Source organism: Pseudomonas sp. GW822-FHT06D10, from assembly GCF_058799535.1.
Genome location: NZ_JBXALN010000006.1, coordinates 192037 through 212956 on the forward strand (window position 1 = coordinate 192037; position 20920 = coordinate 212956).

At 63.2% G+C, this 20920-nt stretch carries 18 protein-coding genes; 4 read left to right on the forward strand and 14 right to left on the reverse strand.

Annotation, left to right across the window (positions count from 1 at the left end; genetic code table 11):
• Positions 1-27: 27 nt before the first annotated feature.
• Positions 28-177 (forward strand): ATP-binding protein, encoded by a 150-nt coding sequence (locus AC1RL5_RS21490; RefSeq protein ID WP_345769796.1) that lies wholly within the window; start codon positions 28-30, stop codon positions 175-177.
• 173 nt (positions 178-350) lie between these two features.
• Positions 351-1409: a quinolinate synthase NadA gene (nadA, locus tag AC1RL5_RS21495; RefSeq protein WP_015636755.1), complete on the forward strand. Its 1059-nt coding sequence runs from the start codon at positions 351-353 to the stop codon at positions 1407-1409.
• A gap of 64 nt (positions 1410-1473) precedes the next feature.
• Here the strand turns inward: nadA and AC1RL5_RS21500 are convergent, their stop codons facing one another.
• The 12 genes from AC1RL5_RS21500 to arcD (AC1RL5_RS21555) all read right to left on the reverse strand — a co-directional run bounded on the left by AC1RL5_RS21500 (position 1474) and on the right by arcD (AC1RL5_RS21555) (position 15875).
• On the reverse strand, positions 1474-1962 hold the full coding sequence (locus AC1RL5_RS21500; RefSeq protein WP_011062898.1) for an RDD family protein: 489 nt from the start codon (positions 1960-1962) through the stop codon (positions 1474-1476).
• A 96-nt stretch (positions 1963-2058) separates the two neighbouring features.
• On the reverse strand, positions 2059-2271 hold the full coding sequence (locus AC1RL5_RS21505) for a cold-shock protein (RefSeq protein ID WP_007977299.1): 213 nt from the start codon (positions 2269-2271) through the stop codon (positions 2059-2061).
• A gap of 392 nt (positions 2272-2663) precedes the next feature.
• Positions 2664-3788, reverse strand: coding sequence for a glycine cleavage system aminomethyltransferase GcvT (gcvT, locus tag AC1RL5_RS21510; protein WP_093407446.1), 1125 nt, complete (start codon positions 3786-3788; stop codon positions 2664-2666).
• Positions 3789-3828: 40 nt separating this feature from the next.
• Positions 3829-5205 (reverse strand): L-serine ammonia-lyase, encoded by a 1377-nt coding sequence (locus AC1RL5_RS21515; RefSeq protein ID WP_093407450.1) that lies wholly within the window; start codon positions 5203-5205, stop codon positions 3829-3831.
• Between the two features lie 178 nt (positions 5206-5383).
• Complete coding sequence (gene gcvP, locus AC1RL5_RS21520) at positions 5384-8239, reverse strand: aminomethyl-transferring glycine dehydrogenase (RefSeq protein ID WP_093407455.1); 2856 nt, start codon at positions 8237-8239, stop codon at positions 5384-5386.
• Between the two features lie 9 nt (positions 8240-8248).
• Positions 8249-8632: a glycine cleavage system protein GcvH gene (gene gcvH / locus AC1RL5_RS21525; RefSeq protein WP_011062894.1), complete on the reverse strand. Its 384-nt coding sequence runs from the start codon at positions 8630-8632 to the stop codon at positions 8249-8251.
• A gap of 312 nt (positions 8633-8944) precedes the next feature.
• A complete protein-coding gene (gene gcsR, locus AC1RL5_RS21530) occupies positions 8945-10453 on the reverse strand; it encodes a transcriptional regulator GcsR (protein WP_011062893.1) in 1509 nt (502 codons plus the stop codon).
• A 174-nt stretch (positions 10454-10627) separates the two neighbouring features.
• Positions 10628-10987, reverse strand: coding sequence for a DUF5064 family protein (locus AC1RL5_RS21535; protein ID WP_011062892.1), 360 nt, complete (start codon positions 10985-10987; stop codon positions 10628-10630).
• A 72-nt stretch (positions 10988-11059) separates the two neighbouring features.
• On the reverse strand, positions 11060-11989 hold the full coding sequence (gene arcC, locus AC1RL5_RS21540; protein WP_072450799.1) for a carbamate kinase: 930 nt from the start codon (positions 11987-11989) through the stop codon (positions 11060-11062).
• A 62-nt stretch (positions 11990-12051) separates the two neighbouring features.
• Positions 12052-13062 carry an ornithine carbamoyltransferase gene (locus tag AC1RL5_RS21545; RefSeq protein WP_015636749.1) on the reverse strand — a complete coding sequence of 337 codons (1011 nt, stop codon included), beginning with the start codon at positions 13060-13062 and terminating at the stop codon, positions 12052-12054.
• Positions 13063-13145: 83 nt separating this feature from the next.
• Positions 13146-14402, reverse strand: coding sequence for an arginine deiminase (gene arcA, locus AC1RL5_RS21550; protein WP_103407129.1), 1257 nt, complete (start codon positions 14400-14402; stop codon positions 13146-13148).
• A gap of 45 nt (positions 14403-14447) precedes the next feature.
• Positions 14448-15875, reverse strand: coding sequence for an arginine-ornithine antiporter (gene arcD, locus AC1RL5_RS21555; RefSeq protein WP_011062888.1), 1428 nt, complete (start codon positions 15873-15875; stop codon positions 14448-14450).
• A 453-nt stretch (positions 15876-16328) separates the two neighbouring features.
• Between arcD (AC1RL5_RS21555) and arcD (AC1RL5_RS21560) the strand changes: the two genes are divergently transcribed.
• Both arcD (AC1RL5_RS21560) and AC1RL5_RS21565 read left to right on the forward strand, forming a co-directional pair.
• Complete coding sequence (arcD, locus tag AC1RL5_RS21560; RefSeq protein WP_011062887.1) at positions 16329-17756, forward strand: arginine-ornithine antiporter; 1428 nt, start codon at positions 16329-16331, stop codon at positions 17754-17756.
• Complete coding sequence (locus tag AC1RL5_RS21565; protein WP_072442702.1) at positions 17753-18628, forward strand: DNA-3-methyladenine glycosylase family protein; 876 nt, start codon at positions 17753-17755, stop codon at positions 18626-18628. The genes arcD (AC1RL5_RS21560) and AC1RL5_RS21565 overlap by 4 nt, the downstream gene beginning before the upstream one ends.
• 44 nt (positions 18629-18672) lie before the next feature.
• Here the strand turns inward: AC1RL5_RS21565 and AC1RL5_RS21570 are convergent, their stop codons facing one another.
• Both AC1RL5_RS21570 and AC1RL5_RS21575 read right to left on the reverse strand, forming a co-directional pair.
• Complete coding sequence (locus AC1RL5_RS21570) at positions 18673-20028, reverse strand: CoA transferase (protein ID WP_103407127.1); 1356 nt, start codon at positions 20026-20028, stop codon at positions 18673-18675.
• 98 nt (positions 20029-20126) lie between these two features.
• Positions 20127-20882 carry a methyl-accepting chemotaxis protein gene (locus AC1RL5_RS21575; protein ID WP_370508323.1) on the reverse strand — a complete coding sequence of 252 codons (756 nt, stop codon included), beginning with the start codon at positions 20880-20882 and terminating at the stop codon, positions 20127-20129.
• Positions 20883-20920 lie beyond the last annotated feature (38 nt).

A 20920-nucleotide genomic window follows, 5' to 3' on the forward strand; every position in this document is an offset into this window, starting at 1 on the left:
CCCTTTCCATCGCGGGCTAGCGATGAAGTGGGCTCCGGGCTGGGGCTCGCCATCGTCAAGGCCATTGCCGATCGGCATGCCGGCCGGGTCTGGCTGGATTACTCCGACCAACGGGCCAAACGCGGGTTGTGCGTGACGGTGGCTTTTGCCCGAGCGCAGGCGCCGCTGGCAGGGTAGGGCGTGGCTGTTGGGCAGAATAGGCTTTTGAATACCCTGGATATTCTGTAGCCTTGCGCGGCTCCAATGTTGTCCGTACCTGATGAACTCACTCTCCCGGCGGGGCCTTAAGCGGTCCGGAGCCGGTGGTATACTCGACTTTCGCGCCTCAAGCGCCTGCAGGTCTTGCGAACATGACGCAAATTTCTGAACGCCTTCTGGTTCAAGCCCACCTCGACGCCAAGCAGCCCAAACCCTTGAGCGCTGCGCAAGAGGCCCATCTGCGTGCCGCCATCGCTGCCGAGCTCAAGGCTCAGGATGCGGTGCTGGTTGCACACTTCTACTGTGATCCGGTGATTCAGGCCCTGGCCGAAGAAACCGGTGGCTGCGTGTCCGACTCCCTGGAAATGGCCCGCTTCGGCAATGCCCATCCGGCCAAGACCGTGCTGGTTGCCGGGGTCCGCTTCATGGGTGAGACGGCGAAGATTCTCAACCCTGAAAAACGGGTGTTGATGCCGACCCTGGAAGCCACCTGCTCCCTTGACCTTGGCTGCCCGGTGGAGGAGTTCTCGGCCTTCTGCGACCAGCATCCCGAGCGCACCGTGGTGGTCTATGCCAACACGTCGGCGGCGGTCAAAGCCCGTGCCGACTGGGTGGTGACGTCCAGTTGCGCCCTGGAAATCGTCGAAAGCCTGATGGATAACGGCGAGAAGATCATCTGGGGCCCCGACAAGCACCTGGGCACCTACATCCAGCGCCAGACCGGTGCCGATATGCTGCTCTGGGACGGTGCCTGCATCGTTCACGAGGAGTTCAAGTCCAAGCAACTGGAAGACATGAAGGCGCTGTATCCGGATGCGGCCATTCTGGTGCACCCGGAGTCCCCCAGCTCGGTGATCGAACTGGCCGACGCGGTGGGCTCCACCAGTCAGCTGATTGCTGCCGCGCAGCGCCTGCCGAACAAGACCTTCATCGTCGCCACCGACCGCGGCATCTTCTACAAGATGCAGCAGCTGTGCCCGGACAAGGTGTTCATCGAGGCGCCGACGGCCGGCAATGGTGCGGCGTGCCGCAGTTGTGCCCATTGCCCGTGGATGGCCATGAATACCCTGGAGCGTACCCTGCAGTGCCTGAAGGATGGCAGCAACGAGATCAGCGTCGACCCGGCGCTGATCCCCAATGCGCTCCGCCCTCTGAAGCGCATGCTGGATTTCACCCAGGCCGCGCGGATGAAACTGGCGGGCAACGCCTGATCGGTTCTTCTGCTCGCTTAAAAAAACGCCCCGATCTGTCGGGGCGTTTTTGTAGGCGGCGGGCTTACTTCTTCTGCTTGGGAATGCGCACCAGCTGGCTGTTGGAGTAGATGTCGTGCCAACTGCGTTTCTGCTTGTCCACCAGCACCCAGAAGAAGCCCAGGCCGGCACACAGCCAGGACGCGATCGACACCATGAAGCGCAACAGCGCCTGCCACAGGCTGATACGGCTGCCGTCGGCGTTCTGCACCCGGATACCCCAGACCTGCATGCCCAGGGTCTGGCCGGAGTGGGTCCAGAACTTGGCGAAGAAACCGAACAGTACGAACAGCAGAACCGTGGAGTACAACGGGTCACCGTCCAGGGCGCCGGATTCGGTCAGGGTACGCATCCGCGCCTCGCCGATGATCTGCATCTGGATCAGCTTGTAGACGCCGCCCGTGACAATCAGCAGGGCAACGCACAGCAGGAAATCATAGAACATCGCTGCCAGGCGACGACCCAGGCCGGCGGCGGGGAACTCGCCTTGGGGGCTTAGCAGATGTTTCGACATGACAGGCTCTCGACTGAAAAAAGAAGCCATTTTACGGAATTGCGCGCACAAAAAAGCCCCTGATGTCAGCATCAGGGGCTTTTTCGTTACAGACGATTAAGCTTCTGCTTGTACTTCGTCAGCCTGCATGCCTTTCTGGCCTTGCACAGCGATGAAGGTCACTTTTTGGCCTTCTTTCAGGCTCTTGAAGCCGTTGCCCTGAATGGCGCGGAAGTGTACGAACAGATCCGGACCGCTTTCTGGAGTGATAAAACCAAAACCTTTCTCGTCGTTAAACCACTTGACGGTACCGCTCTGACGTTGGGACATTTCTTATTTCCTTTGACGCTAAAAAATTAATGACAGTCTCTTTCTCATGAAAGAGTACTGGGCTGGGTTGCAGGAAAGTAAGAGACGTCGAACGGGTTGTAGCAAACTTGTTAGCTACTGCCCAGGTCACGATTCCAAGCGACCCATGCAAACACAGTGGGGAAACTCTACGCCAACTATGGGAGAAAAAACAAGCCCCGCGAAGCCCCGGTTTTACTCAGCTTGCCGAGGTTTGGCGGAACTAGCGTGCGGGGCTTATTCGATAGAGTTGTTCAATTGTTTTCGGGCGTTATAAGTGAAGTTCAGTATCGAAAATATGCACTGTTTTATGGCGGTTGCGTTACAGATTAGTGCACTTTTAACGCAACCGCGTTACTTATAGAAACAGTCCCTCAGCCGCGGTAGTAGCGTTGTGGCACGAATGGCATTTTGCTTACAAGCATTGGCACCTTTTTCCCACGAACTATTGCTGCAACTGGTGTATCGAGTGCGCAGTGCTCTATGTCGAGGTAGCCCATGGCCAAGGGGCCGCCCAGGGTCGGGCCAAAACCGCCGCTGCACACGCTGCCGATAACCTTGCCTTGGGCGTCGACGATCTCTGCACCTTCACGTACCGGTGTGCGTTCCTGGGGCAGCAGGCCGACGCGTTTGCGGCTGACACCGCCTTGCTGTTGGGCAAAGATCACCTCGGCACCGGGGAAGCCGCCGGCGCGGGTGCCATCGGCACGACGTGCCTTGGAGATGGCCCACAGCAGGCTGGCCTGGATCGGCGTGGTGTCGCTGTTCATGTCATGGCCATAGAGGCACAGGCCGGCTTCCAGGCGCAGGGAATCGCGGGCGCCGAGGCCGATGGCCGCTACTTCCGGCTCGGCCAGCAGGGCGCGGGCGAGTTTTTCCGCCTGGGCCGCGGGCACCGAGATTTCGAAACCGTCTTCACCGGTGTAGCCCGAACGGCTGACAAAGCAGTCCACGCCCAGCAGGGTCACCGGCTTGAACTGCATGAAGGTCATCTGCGCCACCTCCGGCGCCAGGCGCGCCAGCACCGTGACCGCAGCCGGGCCTTGCAGGGCCAGCAGGGCCCGTTCCTCGAACAGCGGTTGAATGTCGCATTGCTCGCCCAGGTGGCGGCGCAGGTGGGCCAGGTCCTGGTCCTTGCAGGCGGCGTTGACCACCAGGAACAGCTGTTCGTCCCCCAGGTTGGCCACCATCAGGTCATCGAGGATGCAGCCCTGTTCGTTGATGAACATGGCGTAGCGCTGCATGCCCACCGGCAAGTCGATGATATCCACCGGCACCAGGGTCTCCAGGGCCTGGGCGGCATTGGCGCCGCGCAGCAGGATCTGCCCCATGTGGGACACATCGAACAGCCCGGCCTGTTCACGGGTGTGCTGGTGCTCCTTCATCACTCCCAGCGGGTACTGCACCGGCATGTCGTAGCCGGCGAACGGCACCATGCGGGCGCCGAGTTCCAGGTGCAGGCTGTGCAGCGGGGTTTTCAACAGTGTTTCGGTGGACATGGGCAACTCCTGAAAAAAACGTGCGGATACAGGCTGCGTATCAGCACTCGATAATGTTCACGGCCAGACCGCCACGGGCGGTTTCCTTGTATTTGCTTTTCATGTCGGCGCCGGTCTGGCGCATGGTGCGGATGACCTTGTCGAGGGAGACGAAGTGCTGCCCGTCGCCACGCAGGGCCATGCGCACCGCATTGATGGCCTTGACCGAGCCCATGGCGTTGCGCTCGATGCAGGGCACCTGCACCAACCCGCCAATGGGGTCACAGGTCAGCCCGAGGTTGTGTTCCATGCCGATTTCCGCGGCGTTCTCCACTTGCTGCACGCTGCCGCCGAGGACCTCGCACAAGGCCCCGGCCGCCATCGAGCAGGCCACGCCCACTTCACCCTGGCAGCCGACTTCGGCGCCGGAGATCGAGGCGTTTTCCTTGTAGAGGATGCCGATGGCTGCGGCGGTGAGGAGAAAACGCACCACCCCGTCTTCGTTGGCCCCGGGAATGAAGCGCATGTAGTAGTGCAGTACCGCCGGAATGATTCCGGCCGCACCATTGGTGGGGGCGGTGACCACCCGTCCGCCGTTGGCGTTTTCTTCATTCACCGCCAGGGCATAGAGGTTGACCCAGTCCAGCACCGACAGGGCATCGCGCAGTGCCGCTTCCGGGTGCTTGCACAACTGGCGGTGCAGGGCCGCGGCACGGCGCTTGACCTTGAGCCCGCCGGGCAGGATGCCTTCGTTGCGGCAGCCGGCATCCACGCAGTCCTGCATCACCTGCCAGATCTTCAGCAGGCCGGCGCGGGTTTCAGCTTCCGGGCGCCAGGCACTTTCATTGGTCAGCATCACCTGGCTGATGGACAGGCCATAGGTAGCGCAATGTTGCAGCAGTTCTTTGGCATTGCGGAAAGGGAAGGTCAGGCGGGTGGTGTCTTCAACGATGCGATCGGCCCCGGCGGCATCTTCATCCACGACGAAACCACCGCCAACGGAGTAGTACTCGCGGCTGCGGATCTGCAAACCGGCGCTGTCGAAGGCACGAAAGATCATGCCATTGGGGTGATAGGCCAGGGGCTTGCGGATCATGGCCAGGTGTTCTTTCTCGTTGAACGCAATGCTGTGTTCGCCGAGCAAGTTGAGGCGCGCGCTGCTGCGTATTTCCTGCAGGCGCACGGCGATGTTTTCGGTATTCACGGTGTCCGGGTGCTCGCCTTCCAGGCCCAGCAGCACCGCCTTGTCGCTGCCGTGGCCTTTACCGGTAGCGCCCAGCGAGCCGTACAGCTCGACCTTGACGCAGGTGGTGGCCTTCAGCAGATCTTCACGGCGCAGGCCTTCGACAAAGCGCGCGGCGGCGCGCATCGGGCCGACGGTGTGGGAGCTGGAGGGGCCGATGCCAATCTTGAACAGGTCGAACACGCTCAGGGACATGTTGGTTCTCCGGTTTCTTATTGTGATGCTCGGCACGCAGGCACTTGTAGGCGCGGGCTTGCCCGCGATCCAGGCGCGCTGTTCGACCCGATTGATGGGGCTCGCTCATCGCCGGCGAGCCGGCTCCTACAGGTATACGCGGTATCTGCAGGGGCACGGCTCTCCAGTGATGGACGGCTTACGCGTCCTGGTAGCTCTCGATCGACGGGCAGGCGCACACCAGATTGCGGTCGCCGAACACGTTGTCGACCCGGCCAACCGGCGGCCAGTACTTGCCTTCCACCAGGGATGCCACTGGGTACACCGCCTGTTCACGGCTGTATGGATGGGACCACTCGCCCACCAGTTCGGCCGCGGTGTGCGGAGCGTTCTTCAGCGGGTTGTCGTCCTTGTCCAGGGCGCCGTTTTCCACTGCGCGGATTTCTTCGCGGATGCGGATCATGGCGTCGCAGAAGCGGTCCAGTTCTTCCTTGGATTCGCTTTCGGTGGGCTCGATCATCAGGGTCCCGGCCACCGGGAACGACATGGTCGGCGCGTGGAAGCCAAAATCGATCAGGCGCTTGGCCACGTCATCGACGCTGATGCCGCTGCTGTCTTTCAGCGGACGCAGGTCGAGGATGCATTCGTGGGCCACCAGGCCGTTGCTGCCGGTGTAGAGCACCGGGTAGTGCTCTTCCAGGCGGCGCGAGATGTAGTTGGCATTGAGGATCGCCAACTGCGAGGCGCGCTTGAGGCCGGCGCCGCCCATCATGCTGATATACATCCAGGTGATCGGCAGGATGCTGGCGCTGCCGAACGGAGCGGCACAGACCGCGCCTTTCTTGTTTTCCAGCGCGGCATGGCCGGGGAGGAAGGGCGCCAGGTGCGACTTGACGCCGATCGGGCCGACGCCCGGGCCGCCACCGCCGTGGGGAATGCAGAAGGTCTTGTGCAGGTTCAGGTGCGACACGTCGCCACCGAACTTGCCTGGCGCGCAGAGGCCGACCATGGCGTTCATGTTGGCGCCGTCGATGTACACCTGGCCGCCGTTGTCGTGAATGATGCCGCAGATTTCGCGGATGCCTTCTTCGAACACGCCGTGGGTGGACGGGTAGGTGATCATCAGCGCGGCGAGGTGCTCGCGGTGCTCGATGGCCTTGGCCCGCAGGTCCTCGATGTCGACGTTGCCGCGGGCGTCGCAGGCGGTGACCACCACGCGCATGCCGGCCATGTTGGCGGTGGCCGGGTTGGTGCCGTGGGCCGAGGAGGGAATCAGGCAGATATCGCGGCGCTCGTCGCCACGGCTCTGGTGATAGGCACGAATGGCCAGCAGGCCGGCGTATTCGCCCTGGGAGCCGGCGTTGGGCTGCAGCGACACCGCGTCGTAGCCGGTGGCAGCGCACAGCATGGCTTCAAGTTCGGTGGTCAGTTGCTGGTAGCCGGCGCTTTGCTCGGCGGGAGCGAAAGGGTGCAGCGCGCCGAACTCGGCCCAGGTGATTGGGATCATCTCGCTGGCGGCGTTGAGCTTCATGGTGCAGGAGCCCAGCGGGATCATGGTGCGATCCAGGGCCAGGTCCTTGTCCGCCAGCTTGCGCAGGTAGCGCATCAGCTCGGTTTCCGAGTGATAGCGGTTGAATACCGGGTGGCTGAGGATCGCCGATTGGCGGACCAGGGCCGCGGGGATGTTGCTGGCAACCGAAGCCGCCAGCGCGGCGAAGTCCGGCGCGGCCTTGCCATGGCCCAACAGGCTCCACAGGCCTTCAACGTCGGCCTGGGTGGTGGTTTCGTCCAGGGACAGACCGAGGCGCTCGGGGTCTATCACCCGCAGGTTGATGCCCTGGGCGCGTGCCTTGTCGTGCAGCGCGGCGGTGTTGGCACCAGTGCGTAGGCTCAGGGTATCGAAGAAGCTTTCCTGCTCCACGGTCAAGCCCAGCTGGACCAGACCCTTGGCCAGGATCACGGTCATCTGGTGAATGCGCTGGGCGATCTGGGTCAGGCCCTTGGGACCGTGGTACACGGCATACATGCTGGCGATGTTGGCCAGCAGGACCTGAGCGGTGCAGATGTTGCTGGTGGCCTTCTCGCGGCGGATATGCTGCTCGCGGGTCTGCATGGCCAGGCGCAGGGCCGGCTTGCCGAAACGGTCCACCGAGACGCCCACCAGGCGGCCGGGCATGTCGCGCTTGAAGGCATCGCGGGTGGCGAAGTAGGCCGCATGCGGGCCACCAAAGCCCAGGGGCACGCCGAAGCGCTGGGCACTGCCGATGGCCACGTCGGCGCCGAATTCCCCGGGCGGGGTCAGCAGGGTCAGGGCCAGCAGGTCGGCGGCCACGGCTACCAGGGCGTTGGCAGCGTGGAAACGCTCGGTCAGCTCGCGGTAGTCGAACAGGTCACCGTTGCTTGCCGGGTATTGCAGCAGGGCGCCGAAGAACGGGCTGACGTCGGTCAGCTTGCGCTCATCGCCCACCACCACGTTGATCCCCAGGGGCTCGGCACGGGTGCGCAGCACATCGAGGGTCTGTGGGTGGCAATGCTGCGAGGCGAAGAAGGCGTGGCTGCCCTTGTTCTTGCTCAGGCGCTTGCAGAAGGTCATGGCTTCGGCGGCGGCGGTGCCTTCGTCCAGCAGCGAGGCGTTGGCGATCGGCAGGCCGCTCAGGTCGCTGATCAGGGTCTGGAAATTCAACAGGGCTTCCAGGCGACCCTGGGAGATTTCCGGCTGGTACGGGGTGTAGGCGGTGTACCAGGCCGGGTTTTCCAGGAGGTTGCGCAGGATCGGCGACGGTGTATGGCAGTTGTAGTAGCCCTGGCCGATATAGGTCTTGAACAGCTGGTTCCTGGCGGCGATGGCCTTGATCGAGGCCAGGGCCTGGGCTTCGCTCAGGCCCTGGCCCAGCTCCAGCACGCTGGTGCCCTTGATGCTCTCGGGAATCACGCTGGCGCTCAGGGCTTCCAGGGAGTCGAAGCCGAGGCTATTGAGCATGGCTTGCTCATCGCCCTGGCGCGGGCCGATGTGGCGCGCGATGAATTCGTTGGCGGTGCTCAGGTTGACGGTCATGGCGGCTCCTCAGGCTTCGGCGCTGGCTTTGATCAGGCGGTCGTAGGCGTCCTGGTCCAGCAATTGGCCAACGGCAGCGGCATCGGCAGGGATGAAGCGGAAGAACCAGCCTTCGCCCAGCGGGTCTTCGTTGACCAGTTCCGGGCTGTCTTCCAGGGCCGGGTTGGTGGCGACCACTTCACCGTCCAGGGGCATGTACACACCGCTGGCGGCTTTCACCGATTCCACGGTGGCGGCTTCGGCGCCCTTGTCGTAGCCCTGCAGCTCCGGCAATTGCACAAACACCACATCACCCAGGGCGTTCTGGGCGAAAGCCGTAATGCCGACGGTGACACTGCCATCCGCTTCGGTACGCAGCCATTCGTGATCTTCAGTAAAACGCAACTCGCTCATGGAAACTCCTCAGGGCCAGACTCGTCTGGTGGACGCGATTGAATGCTCGGACAGCGCCGAGCCGAATGGCAATGTCCATAGCAAGAACACGGCCAATATTTATTTAGCCGTTGTAAATCAAGGGGTTGAGTGTTTTTTGTAGAGAATGGAATTTCACGGCCGTAGCGAAAACGCTACAGCACGGGGTGCGGAAAAAAGGCTTTGAGGATCAAAGCCTTGCACGGCTGCGATTGCAAGGCTTTGTAGCGAAATCGTTCCACTGTAGCGCTTTCAGTACAGATGGGGGTCGCTTTCAGAGCGGCAGGCGCAAGCTCAGGCCTTGCTGGGAATGCCGTATTTGCGCAGGCGATGGGCAATCGCGGTATGGGAGGTCTGCAAGCGGTTGGCCAGTTGCCGGGTCGAGGGGTAACTGACGTAGAGGTTTTCCAGCAGCTCCTTCTCGAAGGCTTCCACGGCCTGTTCCAGGCTGGCCACTTCGGCATCGTTCTGGCGGGCTACCGAGGTGCCGGCAATGTCCAGGTCACCGATGTCCACCAGGTTGCTCTCGCAGATCGCCGCGGCGCGGAAGATCACGTTCTGCAATTGCCGCACGTTGCCCGGCCAGCGGTTGCCCAGCAGCGCCGGGTAGGTCCCCGGTGTCAGCCGGCACACCGGCCGCTGGATCTGCGCGCAGGCCTGCTGCATGAAGTAGCGGGCCAGCAGCAGGATGTCCTGGCCGCGTTCGCGCAGCGGTGGCACTTCCACGTTCAGCACGTTGAGGCGATAGAACAGGTCTTCGCGGAAGGTGCCTTCGTTGACCATTTTTTCCAGGTCACGATGGGTGGCGCTGAGGATGCGCACGTTGACCTTGATCTCGCGATCGCCACCGACCCGGCGAAAGCTGCCGTCATTGAGAAAGCGCAGGAGCTTGGCCTGCAGGTAGGGCGACATCTCGCCGATTTCATCGAGGAACACCGTGCCCTGGTTGGCCAGCTCCATCAGCCCCGGCTTGCCGCCGCGCTGGGCGCCGGTGAAGGCGCCGGGGGCATAGCCGAACAGCTCGCTCTCGGCCAGGTTTTCCGGCAGTGCCGCGCAGTTCAGGGCCAGGAACGGCGCGCCGTGGCGGGCGCTGATGGCGTGGCAGGCGCGGGCCACCAGTTCCTTGCCGGTGCCGGTTTCACCCTGGATCAATAGTGGTGCGTCCAGCGCTGCGACCCGCTGCGCCCGGGCCTTGAGGGTGCGGATCGCCGGTGATTCGCCGAGCAGGGCATCGAAGCCTTCGGCGTGGTCGTGATGCAGGGCCGAGAGCCGTTCACCGATGCGGTTGGGCGGGTACAGGGTCAGCAGGGCACCGGCGTCGGTAATGGGAGTGGCGTCCAGCAGCAGGGTCTGGCCATTGACGGTGATTTCCCGCAGCGGCAGGCGAAAGCCGTTTTCCAGCAGGGCCTCCAGCAGTGCGGGGTCGGCAAACAGCTCGGCGACGCTTTCCCCGGCCGGTTCGCGACCATACAGGGCGATCAGCGCCGGGTTGGCCAGCAGCACTTTGCCGGCACTGTCCAGGGCCAGCACCGGATCGGTCATGGCCGCCAGCAGGGCGTCCAGTTGCAGGTGCCGGCGTTGCCCGGGAAGGATGTCCACCACCGTCACCGCCTGCACGCCACGTACGTTGAACAGCGCATCGCGCAGTTCTTCCAGCACCTGGGGGCTCAAGGTCGGGGCATCGATATAGACGTTGGGCGGCACCATTTCCACCGCATCCAGGTTGAGGTTGCGCCCGCCCAACAGGGCCAGGACTTCCTGGGTGATGCCGACGCGGTCGATGAAGCTGACGTGGATACGCATGGGGTGACTGACGGTTCTGCAAAGCGGAGGGTGGCCAGTATGCCTTGGGGCAGGGGCTTAGTCGAAATCGTCACGCATGCCACAAGAGCCGGCTAGCCGGCGAAGGCGGGCCGGGCAGCGATGCAGGGCCTTGGTCAGTTCGCCGGCACGTCGACCCCAGCAGGGGGGCGGGGGTTATGCAAGGTGCTCGGGTTTCACCGGGTCGCCGGGCTTGACGTCCAGTTGCTTGCGTACGTCCTCGAACATTTCGTCGTAGTACTTGTGCATCGAGGCAATGCTGGCGCTCTTGGGCAGGCCGTGCTGCTGGGCGAGGCGGGTGGCGTGGCGGGCGAAGTCGAAAGCCAGGTCCTTGGCCAGGAAGAACTGCTCCTTCAGGGACTTGTCTTCGATGGTGCCGTGCAGGGTGAACAGCATGCCCTTGCCCTCCTTGGGGTCGTGGGCCACTTCGTAGTCAATGCACAGGTTGTAGCTGAAGTCGTCCTTGTTCAGCGCATGGCGCTCGATATGCAGGTGACCGGGCTCAAACATGGCCATAGGCTTCTCTCCTCCAGGGCTTTGAAATGAGGGCAGGCGCCGGGCCTGCCCCGAGTTTTCACTGCAAGCGTCTTACAGGTAACTGATGCCAGGTTGCGCGGTGCTGATGCGGGTGCCGGCCTTGCCCTGGACGATCGCTTCGATGTCCGAGAGTGAACCGATCACTGCGGTTTTGCCAGTGTGCCGGGCAAATTCGCAGGCGGCCTGGACCTTCGGCCCCATGGAGCCGGCGGCAAAGCCCAGCTTCTCGATTTCGTCCGGGTGGGCCCGGCCGATGGCCTTCTGGGTCGGTTTGCCGAAGTCGATGAACGCCGCGTTGACGTCGGTGGCGATCACCAGCAGGTCGGCTTCCAGTTGCTCGGCCAGCAGCGCCGAGCACAGGTCCTTGTCGATCACGGCCTCGATGCCCTTGAGCTTGCCATCCTCGCCGTACATGGTGGGGATGCCGCCACCGCCGGCGCAGATCACGATGCTGCTTTTTTCCAGCAGCCACTTGATCGGACGGATCTCGAAGATGCGCTTGGGTTTCGGGCTGGCCACTACCCGGCGGTACTTGTCGCCATCCGGGGCGATGGCCCAGCCTTTTTCCTTGGCCAGCTTCTCGGCTTCTTCCTTGCTGTAGACCGGGCCGATGGGCTTGGTCGGGTTCTTGAATGCCGGGTCCTTGGCGTCCACTTCCACCTGGGTCAGCAAGGTGGCGAACGGCACCTCGAAGTCCAGCAGGTTGCCCAGTTCCTGTTCGATGATGTAGCCGATCATGCCTTCGGTCTCGGCGCCGAGCACGTCCAGCGGGTAGGGCGAAACCTGGGTGTAGGCCGCCGCTTGCAACGACAGTAGGCCGACCTGCGGGCCATTGCCGTGGGCAATCACCAGTTGGTTGCCGGGGTGGATCTTGGCGATCTGTTCGGTGGCGATGCGGATGTTGGCGCGTTGGTTGTCCGCGGTCATGGGTTCACCACGGCGGAGCAGGGCGTTACCGCCCAGTGCAACGACGATACGCATAATGCAGTCCTTCTAGAGTCCGGTGCCGGCGCCGCCTGGGCGGCGCCGGTGCTGGAGGGGGATTACAGGTCGGCCAGGGTCGAAACCAGGATCGCCTTGATGGTGTGCATGCGGTTTTCCGCTTGCTCGAAGGCGATGCAGGCGGGCGACTCGAACACGTCGTCGGTCACTTCAATGCCGTTGGCCAGGTGCGGATACTGCTCGGCGATCTGCTTGCCGACCTTGGTATCGCTGTTGTGGAAAGCCGGCAGGCAGTGCATGAACTTGGTCCGTGGGTTGCCGGTGGCTTTCATCAGCTGGGCGTTGACCTGGTAGGGCAGCAGTTGCTCGATACGCTCGGCCCAGGCTTCCACCGGTTCGCCCATGGAGACCCAGACGTCGGTGTGAATGAAGTCCACGCCCTTGACCGCGGCTTTCGGATCCTCGGTGAGGGTGATGCGGGCACCGCTTTCCTCTGCGTATTGCTTGCAGCGCTGCACCAGGTCGTCATGGGGCCACAGGGCCTTGGGCGCGCAGATGCGCACGTCCATGCCGAGCTTGGCGCCCACCAGCAGCAGAGAGTTGCCCATGTTGTTGCGCGCATCGCCCAGGTAGGCGTAGCTGATCTCGTGGATCGGCTTGTCGGCGTGCTCACGCATGGTCAGCACGTCGGCGATCATCTGGGTCGGGTGGTATTCATCGGTCAGGCCGTTGAACACCGGAACCCCGGCGAATTTCGCCAGTTCTTCGACGATTTCCTGCTTGAAGCCGCGGTACTCGATGGCGTCGTACATGCGCCCCAGCACTCGGGCAGTGTCCTTCATGCTTTCCTTGTGGCCGATCTGCGAGGAGTTGGGGTCGATGTAGGTGACATTGGCGCCCTGGTCATAGGCCGCCACTTCGAAGGCGCAACGGGTACGGGTCGAGGTCTTTTCGAAGATCAGGGCGATGTTGTTGCCCTTGAGGTGCTGCTGCTCGGTGCCGGTGTACTTGGCGCGCTTGAGGTCGCGGGACAGGTCCAGCAGGTAGCGCAGCTCACGTGGGGTGTGGTGTTCCAGGCTCAGCAGGTTACGGTTGTGGATGTTGAAAGCCATGATGGATCTCCTTTGATTTCGGTCGTCCACTTGCCGAGGCCCTTTGTAGGGGCAACGGCAAGCTGCTATGTCGGATAGGGCGCTTAGTAGTCGATCGGGTCGCGGATGATCGGGCAGGTCATGCAGTGGCCGCCGCCACGGCCCCGGCCCAGTTCGCCGGCGCTGATGGTGATGACTTCGACCCCGGCCTTGCGCAGCAGGGTGTTGGTGTAGGTGTTGCGGTCGTAGCCGATGACCACGCCGGGCTCCACGGCCACCACGTTGTTGCCGTCGTCCCATTGCTCGCGCTCGGCGGCGAAGGCGTTGCCACCGGTTTCCACCACGCGCAGGGCCTTGAGGTTGAGGGCCTTGGCCACGGTGTCGAGGAAGCTGGTCTCCTCGCGGCGCACATCGATGCCGCCGGGCTTGCTTTCGTCAGGGCGCAGGCTGAAGGCGACGATCTGGCTCACCACTTCCGGGAAGACCGTGACCAGGTCGCGGTCGCAGAAGCTGAACACGGTGTCCAGGTGCATCGCCGCGCGGGATTTCGGCAGGCCGGCGACGATCACGCGCTCCACGGCCTTGTGCTTGAACAGGTTCAGCGCCAGTTGGCCGATGGCCTGACGCGAGGAGCGCTCGCCCATGCCGATCAGGACCACGCCGTTGCCGATCGGCATCACGTCGCCGCCTTCCAGGGTGGCGTTGCCGTGTTCCTGGTCCGGGTCGCCGTACCAGATCTGGAAGTCGGCGTTGGTGAACTCGGGGTGGAACTTGTAGATGGCGGTGGTCAGCAGAGTTTCCTGACGTCGCGCCGGCCAGTACATCGGGTTCAGGGTCACGCCGCCGTAGATCCAGCAGGTGGTGTCGCGGGTGAACTGGGTGTTGGGCAGCGGCGGCAGGATGAAGCTGGAGTGGCCGAGGAAGTCGCGGAACATCTCGATGGTCTTGCCACCGAAGCTGGTGGGCAGGTCATCGGCCGATACACCGCCGATCAGGTACTCGGCGACCTTGCGCGGCTCCAGGCTGCGCAGCCACGAACCGACTTCGTTGACCAGGCCCAGGCCGACCTGGTTGGCGGTGATCTTGCGCTCCAGAATCCAGTCCAGGGCTTCGGGGATGGCGACAATGTCGGTCAGCAGGTTGTGCATTTCCAGCACATCGATATCCCGCTCACGCATCTTGGTGACGAAGTCGAAGTGGTCGCGTTTGGCCTGGGCCACCCACAGCACATCATCGAACAGCAGTTCATCGCAGTTGTTCGGGGTCAGCCGCTGATGGGCCAGGCCTGGGGAACAAACCATGACTTTGCGCAGTTTGCCGGCTTCGGAATGTACGCCGTACTTAACTTTTTCCGTGGTCATTACTGTGATCCTCCAGAGACAAAACAATCGGGGGTGTTGCTAGAGCTATAGGGTCAGGAAGCCGTCGTAGAGTCCGTAGGCCGCCACCAGGGCGCCTATGACCACTGCGGCAAAAATCAGCTTCTCGACGTTGGTGAAAATCGGTTTGTGCAGTTCCATCTTGGCCTTGGCGAACAGCACCACGCCGGGGGCGTAGAGCAGGGCCGAGAGCAGCAGGTACTTGACCCCGCCGGCATACAGCAGCCAGATCGCGTAGAGCAGGGCGATGCTGCCGATAATCAGGTCCTTCTTGCGTTCGGCCAGGGCCTGTTCATAGCTTTCGCCGCGCACCGCCAGCAGTACTGCGTAGGCCGCCGACCACAGGTAGGGCACCAGGATCATCGAGGTGGCGAGGTAGATCAGCGACAGGTAGGTACTGGCCGAGAACAGGGTGATGACCAGGAAGATCTGCACCATGGCATTGGTCAGCCATAGGGCGTTGGCCGGTACGTGGTTGGCGTTCTCGCGGCGCAGGAACTCCGGCATGGTGTGGTCCTTGGCGGCGGCGAACATGATCTCCGCGCACAGCAGCACCCAGGACAGCAGCGCCCCCAGCAGCGAGATGATCAGGCCGACGCTGATCAGTACCGCGCCCCAGTGGCCCACCACATGCTCCAGCACTGCCGCCATGGACGGGTTCTGCAGCTTGGCCAGTTCCGGCTGGGTCATGATCCCCAGGGACAGCACGTTCACCAGCACCAGGAACAGCAGCACGGTGATGAAGCCGATGACGGTGGCCTTGCCCACATCCGAGCGTTTCTCCGCCCGGGACGAGAAGATGCTCGCGCCCTCGATGCCGATGAACACCCACACGGTGACCAGCATCATGTTGCGCACCTGGTTCATCACGCTGCCCAGGTCCGGATTCTTCACGCCCCAGATGTCGGCGGTGAAGATATCCAGCTTGAAGGCGAACAGGGCGATCAGCACGAACAGCAGCAGCGGCACCACCTTGGCAACCGTGGTCACCAGGTTGATGAAGGCCGCTTCCTTGATGCCGCGCAGCACCAGGAAGTGCACGGCCCAGAGCAAAACAGAGGCGCCGATCACGGCCGCGGGGGTGTTGCCCTCGCCGAAGATCGGGAAGAAATAGCCCAGGGTGCTGAACAGCAGGACGAAGTAGCCGACGTTGCCCAGCCAGGCGCTGATCCAGTAACCCCAGGCCGATGAAAAGCCCATGTAGTCACCGAACCCGGCCTTGGCGTAGGCGTAGACGCCGCCATCCAGGTCAGGTTTGCGATTGGCTAGAGTTTGGAAGACGAAGGCCAGGGTCAACATGCCGACAGCGGTAATTGCCCAACCAATAAGAACAGCACCAACATCGGCGCTGGCGGCCATGTTTTGCGGTAAGGAGAAGATCCCGCCACCAATCATGGAACCCACTACCAGGGCGACTAAGGCGCCCAGTCTTAGTTTACCGGGGGATTCAGACATTGCATGACTCCAATGCAGGAGAAGAGAGACGTCAGAGTAAATCTGCTTGCAATCCGAACAGCTGACTCAGATCAGTTCATTACTGCATTCCGTTGTGAATGAATGACTTAAGATTTGTTGCGGGGGGTAGAATGCTGCCCGGAGAGGGCCATTCCAGACAGGTTTCGATCTCCTTATCAGTAGCGGTTCTCATTGCCAACGACGTTTGAAACTAGACCCTTTTGGGGAATGTGCAAATCTTTCAGCGGCATTGATTAATCACTTGGTAGTGATGGCACTTAGTGCATATACATAACAAAACAGTCGGTTATTCAGGGCCTTCTACGGGGTGTACAGAGGCCCGTTGCTTAAAGGATAAATAATTGACTGTTACTGTTAGACGCAAATTTGTAGAAGTTATTTAATAGCGTGTAGCTTTAATCGCCAGATCGACTCACTGAAGCAGAGGTAGGGATGTCACAACCGGCGCAGAAGCTGCAACTCGGTGCATTGATCGCCCTGGTGGTGGGTTCCATGATTGGCGGCGGGATCTTCTCGCTGCCGCAGAATATGGCGGCCCGGGCCGATGCCGGAGCGGTGCTGATCGGCTGGGCCATCACCGCGGTGGGGATGCTGACCCTGGCCTTCGTCTTCCAGACTCTGGCCAACCGCAAGCCGGAGCTCGATTCCGGGGTCTACGCCTATGCCAAGGCCGGGTTCGGCGACTACATGGGCTTCTCTTCCGCCTGGGGTTACTGGATCAGCGCCTGGCTGGGCAACGTCGGCTACTTCGTCCTGCTGTTCAGCACCCTGGGCTATTTCTTTCCGGTGTTCGGCCAGGGCAATACCCCGGTGGCCATCGGCTGTGCCTCGGTCCTGCTGTGGGCTGTGCATTTCCTGGTGCTGCGGGGGATCAAGGAGGCGGCGTTCATCAACCAACTGACCACGGTGGCGAAGATCGTGCCGCTGGTGATGTTCATCGTCATCGCTGCCGTGGCATTCAAGGCGGATATCTTCACCCGGGATATCTGGGGCCGCAGCAACCCGAACTTCGGCGGGGTGATGGACCAGGTGCGCAACATGATGCTGGTCACGGTGTTCGTGTTCATCGGTATCGAGGGCGCCAGCGTGTATTCGGCCCGGGCGCAGAAGCGCGCCGATGTCGGGCGGGCCACGGTGATCGGTTTTCTCGGGGTGCTGGCGCTGCTGGTACTGGTCAACGTGCTGTCGTTGGGGATCATGAGCCAGCCGGAGCTGGCGCAATTGCAGAACCCTTCCCTGGCGGCAGTGCTGGAGCATATCGTCGGCCCCTGGGGCGCCTTGCTGATCAGCATCGGCCTGGCGGTTTCCCTGCTGGGGGCCTTGCTGTCCTGGGCCTTGCTGTGCGCCGAGATCCTCTACGCCACCGCCCGGGACCGGACCATGCCGGCTTTCCTGAAGAAGGAAAACGCCAACCATGTGCCGGTCAATGCCTTGTGGCTGACCAACGTGATGATCCAGATCTTTCTGCTGATCACCCTGTTCTCCGCCGGCACCTACACCAGCCTGATCTACCTGGCGTCGTCGATGATCCTGGTGCCCTACCTGTGGTCGGCGGCCTATGCGGTGCTGCTCAGCGGTCGCGGGGAAACCTACGAGCAGGCCTCCCGGGAACGCAAGAAGGACCTGTTCATCGCCACCGTGGCCCTGAGCTACGCCATCTGGCTACTGTACGCCGGCGGCTTGAAGTACCTGCTGCTGTCGGCCTTGTTGTATGCGCCGGGGGTGATCCTGTTCGCCAAGGCCAAGCATGAGCAGGGCGAGCCGTTGTTCACCCCGCTGGAAAAACTGATCTTCGCGGCCGTGGTCATCGGCGCCTCATTGGCGGCCTATGGCTTGTACAGCGGTCTGCTGGCGCTGTGATTCATCACCTGCTCTACCAGGGCGCCTACGACTGGCCGGCGATGCTGGGCTTTCTCAGGGCTCGCGCCATCGAAGGCCTGGAGGTGGTGCAGGGCGATACTTATGCCCGCACCTTCGCGCTGGCGGGTGGGCAAGGCATCTTGAGTGTCTGCCCGGGGCCTGCAGGCCATTTGCAGGTGCAGGTGCAGTTGCAGAGGGCCGAGCAGGCCCTGCTGCCCCAGGTGCTGGCGCGCTTGCGCCGGCAATTCGATCTGGACGCGGACCTGCTCCTGATCAACCGCCATCTGGCCCGTGATCCGCTGCTCGCACCGTTGCTGGCGGCACGCCCGGGCCTGCGAGTACCTGGGGCCTGGGACGGTTTCGAGCTGGCCATTCGCGCCGTGCTGGGCCAGCAGATCACCGTGCAGGGCGCGATCCGCCTGGCGGGCAAGCTGGTGGCGGTGCATGGCCGGTTGCTGGCCAGTCCCGACCCGCAGTGGCCTGGTTTGACCCACCTGTTTCCCACTCCCCAGGTGCTGTCCACTGCCAACCTGGCCGACCTGGGAATGCCCCGCAGCCGGGCACGCACGCTGTCTGCCGTGGCCCAGGCCTTGCTCGACGATCCACTCCTGTTCGAACCCAGGGCCAGCCTGCAACAGGGGGTGGAGCGCCTGTTGCAATTGCCGGGAATCGGCGATTGGACCGCGCAATACATCGCCCTGCGCCAGTTGCGCGAGAGCGATGCCTTTCCGGCGGCGGACGTAGGCCTGTTCAACGCTGTGGCACGTCTGCAGGGGCTGCGGCCCAATGCCCGCCAACTGCTGGCCCGGGCCGAGGCCTGGCGGCCGTGGCGCGGTTATGCGGCGCAGCATTTGTGGGCGGCCATCGGCTGAAACGGTCCGCCGGTTCCTACGGGATCAACTGCCAGCCAAGGCCTTCACCACCATCTGGGGCGATGGGCGCCCAGGGCGGTGGCCGGGCAACTCCACTGCACCGGCGTTCCATTGATGTGCAACGGCACCCGCAGGCGCCGCGCCGGCCCCCAAGGGGTCTGTTCCAGCACCAGCCCCTGATCCTCGTGGTCTTCGGCGCGCGGTGGAATTTCGGCGGTCGCTGACGGGGAATGATCAACCAGCAACTGGGCGGTGCGGGCCAGGGACAGGCGCGCCGATGCGCCCTGGTCGCCGCTCAGGGACCGGGTCAGTGCCCGCAGGGCGCTGGCTGCCATCAGGTAACCGGTGGCGTGATCCAGGGCTTGGACCGGCAGTGGTACAGGCCTGTCCGCGGCTTTCCAGGCCATGCCGGCTTCGGCGATGCCGCAGCTCATCTGCACCAGGCTGTCGAAGCCCCGGCGGTTGCGCCAGGGGCCGCTCCAGCCGTAGGCATTGAGGCTGACTTCGATCAGCCCCGGAGCGATTTTCTGGCGTGCCTGGGCGTCATAACCCAGGTGTTCCAGGGCATCGGCGCGGTAGCCATGCAGAAGCAGGTCGGCCTGCGCCAGCAGGCCTTCGAACAGGGCACGCTGCTCAAGGTCGTGCAGATCGAGGCGCGCGCAGTGTTTGCCCAGGGTCACCTCCGGCTCCAGGGCCGGCTCGTTCCAGTGTGGCGGATCGATGCGCAACACCTCGGCCCCGAGCCCCGCCAGCAGGCGGCTGGCCACCGGTCCAGCCAGGACCCGGGTCAGGTCCAGTACCTTGAGCCCGGCCAGGGGCCGGTCGACGCGACCGCTCCAGGCCTTGTGCCGCTGATCGGCCTGGGGCAGCCAGTGCACCAGGGGTTCGCTGTTTACCGCCTGGCCCTGGGGGTGGGCCTGCCACTGCGCCCAGCTGCGCATCTGCGCGGCACAACCGCCCTGGTCGACTATCGCCTGCTCCAGTTCCAGGGCGTTCCAGGTGGCCACCTGGGCGGCCATGGCCGAACGTTCGGTTACCGCTCCCAGCACCCGTTCGGCGGCGGCCCGGTGGTGAGGTGCGTTGGTGTGCAGGCGAATCCAGCCGTCGCGGCTGGCGTAGTCGCCGGCAATCGGGTCCCAGGGGGATGGCAGGCTCCAGCCCTGCGGGCGGATCGAGCTGGCGAACCAGAACGAGGCCAGGCGCCGGTCGACGCTGACCTCTGGCAGGCGTCCGGTCTGGCTGTACAGGAGTTCAGCGACTGCCTGCCCGGTAGCGGCAATGCTGGCGCTAGCCAGGTCGGTCACGGCGAAGGCCGAGGGCAGGGCGCCCTGGCCGGTTTGCCGGCTGCTTGATGACGCCAGGCCCAGCGCGGCCTGGATGGATGCGAGTAACTCGGTCATGGCCCACTCCGCGGATCAGGGGAGGGCATTGCACCCTGAAACTGCCGCGGCTGTCGATCACCCCTGGTCATCGGCCGCGGCTGGCGCCGGAGCAGCGCTTACACGCGGAACTGATCCATGAGTTTCATTTGTTGGGTGGCCAGGGCATTGAGCTGGCTGCTGACCTGGGCCGACTCACTGGCCTGTTCGGTGAGGGTTTCGGTCACGGTGCGAATCGCCGAGACGTTGCGGTTGACCTCTTCGGCCACCGCGCTCTGCTGCTCGGCAGCGCTGGCGATCTGCAGGTTCATGTCGCTGATCACAGTGACCGCGTCGCTGATCTTGCCCAGGGCCTGGACTGCCTGCTGGATCTGCCCGGCATTGTTCTGCGCCTGGCTCTGGCTGGCGTGCATGGTGGTCACCACATCCCGGGTGCCACTCTGGATGCGTTCGATCACCACGCGGATTTCCTCCACCGAGTCCTGGGTGCGCTTGGCCAGGTTGCGCACTTCATCGGCCACCACGGCGAAACCGCGACCGCTTTCCCCGGCGCGAGCCGCTTCGATGGCGGCGTTGAGGGCCAGCAGGTTGGTCTGCTCGGCAATACTGCGGATCACTTCCAGCACCGACCCTATCTGTTCGCTGCTCACCGCCAGGGCTTCGACTTCCCCCACCGCCTTGCTCACCTCGTCGGCCAGCAGGCTGATGTCCCGGGTGCTGCGCTCGATGATGGTCATGCCTTCCTTGGCCGACTGGTCTGCGCCACGGGCGGCCTGGGCGGCATTGGAGGCACTGTTGGCAACATCGTGGGCAGTGGCGCTCATTTCGTTGGAGGCGGTGGCCACTTGATCGATTTCGCGGAACTGCACCTGCATGCCTTCACTGGTCTGGCGGGCGATTTCCGAAGACTGGT